General features: G+C 57.3%; 13 protein-coding genes. 12 read left to right on the forward strand and 1 reads right to left on the reverse strand.

Translation table 11 applies throughout. The features are described 5' to 3' along the window. The 3 genes from WC683_18730 to WC683_18740 form a co-directional block, all read left to right on the forward strand. The coding region (locus WC683_18730; protein MFA4974646.1) for an FAD-dependent thymidylate synthase at positions 1–313 on the forward strand (313 nt) is incomplete at its 5' end. Positions 314–377: 64 nt separating this feature from the next. Continuing rightward, a complete protein-coding gene (locus WC683_18735; protein MFA4974647.1) occupies positions 378–764 on the forward strand; it encodes a hypothetical protein in 387 nt (128 codons plus the stop codon). A gap of 90 nt (positions 765–854) precedes the next feature. Then, on the forward strand, positions 855–1076 hold the full coding sequence (locus WC683_18740; protein ID MFA4974648.1) for a hypothetical protein: 222 nt from the start codon (positions 855–857) through the stop codon (positions 1074–1076). A gap of 286 nt (positions 1077–1362) precedes the next feature. On the opposite strand, the gene WC683_18745 is transcribed toward WC683_18740, so the two are convergent. Beyond that, positions 1363–1602, reverse strand: coding sequence for a hypothetical protein (locus WC683_18745; protein MFA4974649.1), 240 nt, complete (start codon positions 1600–1602; stop codon positions 1363–1365). Positions 1603–1736: 134 nt separating this feature from the next. Here WC683_18745 and WC683_18750 point away from each other — a divergent pair, with 134 nt between their 5' ends. The 9 genes from WC683_18750 to WC683_18790 all read left to right on the forward strand — a co-directional run. After that, positions 1737–2396 (forward strand): class I SAM-dependent methyltransferase, encoded by a 660-nt coding sequence (locus WC683_18750; GenBank protein ID MFA4974650.1) that lies wholly within the window; start codon positions 1737–1739, stop codon positions 2394–2396. Then, positions 2393–2821 (forward strand): hypothetical protein, encoded by a 429-nt coding sequence (locus WC683_18755; protein MFA4974651.1) that lies wholly within the window; start codon positions 2393–2395, stop codon positions 2819–2821. Before WC683_18750 ends, WC683_18755 begins: the two co-directional genes overlap by 4 nt. 139 nt (positions 2822–2960) lie before the next feature. Continuing rightward, complete coding sequence (locus WC683_18760; protein ID MFA4974652.1) at positions 2961–3428, forward strand: hypothetical protein; 468 nt, start codon at positions 2961–2963, stop codon at positions 3426–3428. Then, positions 3428–3709: a hypothetical protein gene (locus WC683_18765; GenBank protein ID MFA4974653.1), complete on the forward strand. Its 282-nt coding sequence runs from the start codon at positions 3428–3430 to the stop codon at positions 3707–3709. Before WC683_18760 ends, WC683_18765 begins: the two co-directional genes overlap by 1 nt. Continuing rightward, positions 3706–3933 carry a hypothetical protein gene (locus WC683_18770; GenBank protein ID MFA4974654.1) on the forward strand — a complete coding sequence of 76 codons (228 nt, stop codon included), beginning with the start codon at positions 3706–3708 and terminating at the stop codon, positions 3931–3933. The genes WC683_18765 and WC683_18770 overlap by 4 nt, the downstream gene beginning before the upstream one ends. Before the next feature lie 207 nt (positions 3934–4140). Continuing rightward, complete coding sequence (locus tag WC683_18775) at positions 4141–4437, forward strand: hypothetical protein (GenBank protein MFA4974655.1); 297 nt, start codon at positions 4141–4143, stop codon at positions 4435–4437. Then, on the forward strand, positions 4424–5278 hold the full coding sequence (locus tag WC683_18780; GenBank protein MFA4974656.1) for a hypothetical protein: 855 nt from the start codon (positions 4424–4426) through the stop codon (positions 5276–5278). The genes WC683_18775 and WC683_18780 overlap by 14 nt, the downstream gene beginning before the upstream one ends. 192 nt (positions 5279–5470) lie before the next feature. Next, positions 5471–6097: an HNH endonuclease gene (locus WC683_18785; protein ID MFA4974657.1), complete on the forward strand. Its 627-nt coding sequence runs from the start codon at positions 5471–5473 to the stop codon at positions 6095–6097. After that, a partial coding sequence (locus WC683_18790) for a bifunctional DNA primase/helicase (protein MFA4974658.1) occupies positions 6097–6297 on the forward strand: 201 nt, incomplete at its 3' end. The genes WC683_18785 and WC683_18790, both read left to right, overlap by 1 nt.

Below are 6297 nucleotides of genomic sequence, written 5' to 3' on the forward strand. Positions count from 1 at the left end.
CGGCGATCTCGAGGCGCGCCGCGCCGAGGTGGAGAAGCTGCGCGCCGGCTTCGAGGCCGCCTTTACGACCTATCGCGAGCTGCTCGCCGCCGGCTGGCCGCGCGAACTCGCCCGCACGGTCCTGCCGCTCTCCACCTACAGCCATATGTTCGCGAAGGTCGATCTCCGCAACCTCTTCGGCTTTCTCGATCTGCGCCTCGACGCGCACGCGCAATACGAAATCCGTCAATACGCGGCGGCCATTATTAGCCTGATCGAACCAATCGCGCCAATCGCCGTGTCAGCTTGGAGGGCTTCAAGTGCTGACAAATGATTACATCGCAGGGCTATTTGACGGCGAGGGGTATTTCACAATGAGGCGCGTTAAAGGAGGGTCTGTGAGGACGGTGAGGGAGTGGCGATTCCAGTGCTACGCGCATATCGTCATGCGCGAATTATGGGTTCTTGAGGATATTGTTTCGTCCCTTGGGTATGGGTGGGCGCGGCCATATTCATGCGCGACGGACATTCATTCGTCTTATGGCTATCTCGGGATTACCGGTGATGGTCTGTTCAAATTTTGCGATGATATCGGGCCGCTGTTGCGTTTGAAGCGCCGGCAGGCGTCACTTGTCAAGGAAGTGTGCGTCATGAAACGCCGCACCAGAAACCAGCCAATCGCGGACGCCGATTACGACAGACAGGTTGGTATATGGGAGGAGTTGCGCGAGCTCAACAAACGAGGGTGTGACAAACCTAGAGAGGCGCAATCTCATGCGGCATGACGCTAAAATCCGGGTCTACGCCGAGGCGATGCTCGAATTGATCCGCCCGATTGTCCCTGTCGCCGTTGCAGCGTGGGAGGAAAATCACGCATGAGCATCAAAATCACCACAGGCACACAACGCCAAGCCCTCCAATCCGTCATGCGCTGCATACGCGACCGCAAGGCTGTTCCGAAAGGCGAGGCGGATTTCGTGCTCGCTCAACTAGAAGCGCTAGATGATCGGCTGCGGCGTTTCCAAGAAACAGAATACGCGAGAGAGCGGCAGAGGGAAGCGCGTGACGCGGCGGAAGTCATGGGAGGTGGGGATTGATCGCCTCCCCCACTCTCCCCCATTCGATCGATAGCGAGGATGCGGCGTGACGAGACCTCTTGCGCTCGATCTTTTCTGCTGCGCTTATTGTGGGACGCCGCTTGTTGGGCGGTCGGACAAAATATTCTGTTCGACAGTCTGTGCTCAGCGATCTGCACGCAAGGTGCCAAAAGAGCGGTCGTGCCGATTTTGTTCGGCAGTATTCAAGGTCATCACTCGCGGTGATGCGAACCGTCAATATTGTTCGCTGTCGTGCTCCCGAAAAGCAACCGAGAAGAAAACCGCTTTATGGAGAGCGGATCATCCAGACGCGATGAAAAAATACAATGGCAATCGCGTTACGAAAAATCCCAGCGCTTACGCTGATGAAAAGCGTAATCAGCGGCGAAGGATCATCGCGGCGTTGGGCGGGAAATGCGTCGTTTGTGGAGTCGATAACATCAATTGGCTGCATATTGATTACATCCCGACAACAAGGGGGAAGCCGCTTCGCCATCCGCGTCATGCGAAATGGGTTCTCGCTCATATTGAGGATTTTCGTCTTCTATGCGCGAATCACCATTACGAACTCACATTAACGGGACGAATTGAGGGAACGGGGATCACACAATGACGCGCCCTTTGGCATTGGACCTATTCTCAGGGGCTGGCGGCGCCGGCATGGGATTGCATCTCGCCGGGTTCGACGTGATTGGCGTCGATATCGTTCCGCGCCCGCGCTACCCGTTTCGGTTCGTCCAGGCAGACGCATTGCGCCCGCCATTCAATCTTTCGCGCTTTGACCTGATATGGGCAAGCCCACCTTGTCAAGCGCACTCCGCCATGCGGACGATGCACAATGCGCGCGAGCACGCAGACCATATTCCCGCCACCAGGAAAATGCTTCGTGCGTCTGGCGCACTCTACATCATAGAGAATGTCGTCGGGGCTCCGCTCGAAAATCCGATCATGCTTTGCGGGACGATGTTCGGGCTCGGCGTCGAAGACGCGGAACTTCGGCGCCATCGAATTTTCGAAACCAACTTCCCCATCCTAGCGCCGGAGTGTCAGCACGGTTTGCGCGCCGCCACCCTCGGTGTTTACGGCGGCCATGTGCGCAATCGCAAGCGTCGAACCATTGGCGTTTACGGAGAGGGCTTCCGAGACATCCGGCGCAAGATGGATCGCGGCGTCGAAGATTTCTCCATCGAACAAGGGCGCGTCGCCATGGGTATCGACTGGATGACGACGGCGGAAATGTCACAGGCGATCCCACCGGCTTACAGCGAATATCTAGGCCGATGGGCGATCTCCGCTCTTCAAGAAAGGGCTGCGGCGTGAGCAACATATTCGACCGCCTATCGACAAGCTCTCCAATCAATAGGGGCGCTGGTGTCGCCGTTGGCGCGCGCGGCGTCCATTACGAGCCGAAACTCGACAACTCGCGAGTGACGCTCGATGCTCCCCCGCGTATGCGGCCTGTGCCCCATGACGCTCCCGATCTTATCGGCCTGCAATTCGGGAGGTTCCGCGTCGTCGGATTATCGGCGGAACTGAATGGCCGATGGGTTGTCCGATGCGTGTGCGGGAAATACGAGTTTCGAACGGCGCGGGCGATCCGAGGCGAGCACGCTGAACTCGACAAGTGCTCTTACTGCCAGCATTTGGACCATCTGAAATACCACGATCATGTCCAGCAGTTCGGCGCCGCGCGCGCTTCGGCGATGCAGAACGAGGATCGTGCGCGAAGCATGGCGGCGAAATGATCTACGCCAAAAATAAACCGGGCAAAGAGCGCATGTTTTACTTGCGCGCGTTCGCGACGCTTGCGAAATATAGGCGGAGCGAACGCAGCATTGCGAGTGCCACGCCGCTCCTGACCACCACGTTGAAGGAACCAACCCGATGGCTGAACACGGCGATACCACGCCTTCGCGCGTCCGCGCAACTCCCCCCTCCTACCCCGAGATTTCCGACGCCGTTGTCGAGGCGGCTGCACTGGTCATTGTTGACCACTGGCTAATGACGAAATCTCTTGGCGGGATTTGCTACGTCGATCGTCGAGACACACTAGTTTGCGCAAAGGCCGCCATTTCCGCCGCCATCCTCGCTGACCGCGAGTCCTCTCGCGCCGAGGTAGGCCGCCTCACGCAAGAGCGCGACGCTGCCCTCTCCGCCGCGTCTACCGCCGAGGAAGTGCTCGCGAAGACGATCGCGTCTATCCCGGTGGCGATGACGGCTGCCGCGGAGAAGGAGCGCGAGGCGTGCGCGAAGATAATCGACGAGCAAGCGCCGTTTCTGAACGGCACGGTTAGCAGTGCTGTTTGCGCGTCGCTCTCCGCCGCCATTCGCAACCGTAGGGAGGCGAAGTGATGGCGTCTCTCCCGATCGTCGAAACAGAGCGCGCTCTGACGCCTTCGGAGCGCAAGGCGATATTCGGCGCGCAAGTCCCGAAAAAGCGCACAGGCCATGCAGCCGAGCCCGGCACGGGGCCTTCTGGTGAGACGTGCCAGTCATGCGCGCATCTGTGCCGGCAGAGATGGGCGAAGGTCTATCTTAAATGCGATCTCATGCGCGCGCGGTGGACGGGCGGCGCCGGAACCGACGTCAAGGCGCGCGACGCCGCTTGCTCGAAATGGGAGGCTGGCGAATGAAGCCATCCGACATTCAGACCGTCGCCGAGTTCATCGCGACCGAAATTGCCGCGAGAGAATGGTCTGGCACTCGGCCATACATCGCCAAGGCAAAGACCGCTGAAGCCGCTTTCGAGCGCATCGTCGAAGAGCTTACCCGTCTACAGTCCAGCGTCCCCTGTTCCGCGTCTGCGTCAGTCAATGGCAACCGCGAGACGGGGGAGACGGATGGGCCGGCCAAGTAATCAAAGTCCGTTTTGTGGACAACGCCAGAGAAATCGTTGCGCCAAAGGAAATAGCGCGGCACAAATAGCGAACGCGCGTCGTGTGGGGACACGGCCGCGCGTTCTGACCGAACATCCTAATGCACAGGAGGAACGGCTTTGAAACTGTATACTATAAGCGCGCCTATCCGCCAAGTAGCCCCCCCCCAATATGGGAGGGATGGCTATATGAGCGATCTCCCGAGCAATTGGATGCCGATCGGCGCCGCCGCGAACGTGGTGGCCAAGAAGGCGGGCATGGCGATGGACCCGCGTTTTAGGCACCTCGTCATGTCCCTGTATGAACTCGGTCCGCGGCCTATTGGCGAGCTTATCTCAGAAATCGCCGCTGCCCACTCAATCGAGGCGTCTATCTCAGAATGCCTCGAGCGTTATGCGCGTCTCGATTCGTCACTTGTTGCGTCGGTTGGCGCCTCCGAATGGCCCGCTGTCCACAGTGTCGGGGGAAGCGATGGCGAGAATTAGAAGCATCCATCCGGGTCTGTTTACCGATGAAGCGTTTATGACGCTAACAGTCGAAAGCCCAGCTTCTATAGCTCTGATGATTGGTCTATGGGTTGAGGCCGACGATTCTGGGACGTTTGAATGGAAGCCTTTGACGCTCAAGGCGCGCATTCTGCCAGCGGCAGACGGGAGCATTAATAATCTTCTCGACGCGATTGAAGGCGTTGGGATGGTTCGTAAGTTCGACATCGAAGGGAGAACATTCGGCGTCATTCGAAATTTTGTAAAATACCAGCGGCCCAAAAAGCCAAAGGATATCCACCCGTTCACGATCGAATCTAGAGTGTTCGCCGGTTTCGATAAAGACGGGAGGCGCCCGCATTCGGAAGTAGGCAGGCCGCCAAACGATGAGAGTTCGGAGTTGATTACGGCCGAGTTCGGAACTGGTTCGGAAAATCGTCGGCAGAGGAAGGAGGAAGGAGGTAGGAGTATTATTCCTGTTTCTCTCCCTTCGGTCGAGAAACAGGCCGAGCCGATCCAAGCAAGCGCGCTCGACGAAGACCCGAAGGATGTCCTTTTCGGCGAAACTATCGATTGGCTTGCGGAGACGACTGGGCGCGGAAAGCCGGCGCTTCGATCAGCGATCGGACAATTGCTCAAACTCGCCGGCGGGGATGCCCATGCCGGCTTCGTGCTCGGAGTGATCCGAGACGCCAAGCGAGCCAACAAGGCCGACCCGATCTCATGGGCCATGGCGATTGTGAAGGCCCGCGACCGCCCCCAACAGCGAGGCCAGACGGCTCCGCCGCCGCAGATTTCGTCAGCGTTCCGACTTTCCAAACCTGCGGCGAGGGCGGGATGAGATCGGCCGAGCAAATCCTTTCCGAGGCGGGGATCATTCTCCGCAACCAGCGCGGCGGAAACCAGAAATGCCTATGCCCGAAATGTTCACAAGGGCGGAAAAACAAACACGATAGGCCATTATCTGTCTTCATCGGCAAAGACGGTGTGAAGTTCTTCTGCCACCACTGCGGGTATAGAGGAGGATCATCATATGGCGACGCTACTTATCAACAGACCGCACAAAAAATCCAAAGAAAAGATACTTACTCCCATCGGCTCCGTGCGGCTGCGCGAGAATGGCGATGCTGAGCTTATTCGCAGAATTTTGGACTACAATCCTGAAACTGGCGAATTCCGCTGGAAACCGCGCGCCGTTGAAATGTTTGAAAATGGTGCTCAGACGGCCGCACAAAGCTGCGCGATTTGGAATGCGCGTTACGCTGGTAAGGTCGCTGGTTGTATGAATAATAACGGATATTTAGTGGTCAGAATATCACGTCGCTGCTATTTCGCACATCGCATTGCATGGTTGATCGTGACTGGAGAATGGCCGAATGGAGATGTAGACCATAAAAACCTTGATAAGTCAGATAACCGATGGAACAATCTTCGAGAGGCGACGCGTTCGCAGAACTTAGCAAACAAGCGCACTCCATCCAGCAACACGAGCGGGTATAAGGGCGTTCATTGGAATAGACAAATTGGCAAATGGCAAGCGCAAATCAGAGTCAAAGGAAAGGGTATTTATCTCGGTGTTTTTAACACAATCGATGCTGCGTCATCAGCCTATGAGAATGCCGCGCTGATGTATTTTGGTGAATTCGCGAGAATTGCATAATGACGATGAACCCACTCAGCATGGCGGCGGCCAAATGGTTTGAGCAACGCGGGATAAGTCTTGATCTTGTGGCGAGGCTCGGAGTCTTCACCGGGCTGCGGCGGCAGAATGGCGATGAAAGCGAAGTCGTGCCAGACGCGAACGGGAACATAATCGTTTTCCCGTATGTCGATGGCGGGCGCATGGTCGGGGCAAAATAT

The organism is bacterium (assembly GCA_041648665.1).
In the GTDB taxonomy this organism is placed as follows: Bacteria; UBA10199; UBA10199; order 2-02-FULL-44-16; family JAAZCA01; genus JAFGMW01.

What these genes read in the sequence shown, in the direction of transcription:
- WC683_18765 (MFA4974653.1), top strand. Translation starts at nt 3,428, where the DNA reads ATGGCGTCTCTCCCGATCGTCGAAACAGAGCGCGCTCTGACGCCTTCG.
- WC683_18740 (MFA4974648.1), top strand. Translation starts at nt 855, where the DNA reads ATGAGCATCAAAATCACCACAGGCACACAACGCCAAGCCCTCCAATCC.
- WC683_18750 (MFA4974650.1), top strand. Translation starts at nt 1,737, where the DNA reads ATGGGATTGCATCTCGCCGGGTTCGACGTGATTGGCGTCGATATCGTT.
- WC683_18780 (MFA4974656.1), top strand. Translation starts at nt 4,424, where the DNA reads ATGGCGAGAATTAGAAGCATCCATCCGGGTCTGTTTACCGATGAAGCG.
- WC683_18760 (MFA4974652.1), top strand. Translation starts at nt 2,961, where the DNA reads ATGGCTGAACACGGCGATACCACGCCTTCGCGCGTCCGCGCAACTCCC.
- WC683_18775 (MFA4974655.1), top strand. Translation starts at nt 4,141, where the DNA reads ATGAGCGATCTCCCGAGCAATTGGATGCCGATCGGCGCCGCCGCGAAC.
- WC683_18770 (MFA4974654.1), top strand. Translation starts at nt 3,706, where the DNA reads ATGAAGCCATCCGACATTCAGACCGTCGCCGAGTTCATCGCGACCGAA.
- WC683_18745 (MFA4974649.1), bottom strand. Translation starts at nt 1,602, where the DNA reads ATGAGCGAGAACCCATTTCGCATGACGCGGATGGCGAAGCGGCTTCCC.
- WC683_18785 (MFA4974657.1), top strand. Translation starts at nt 5,471, where the DNA reads ATGGCGACGCTACTTATCAACAGACCGCACAAAAAATCCAAAGAAAAG.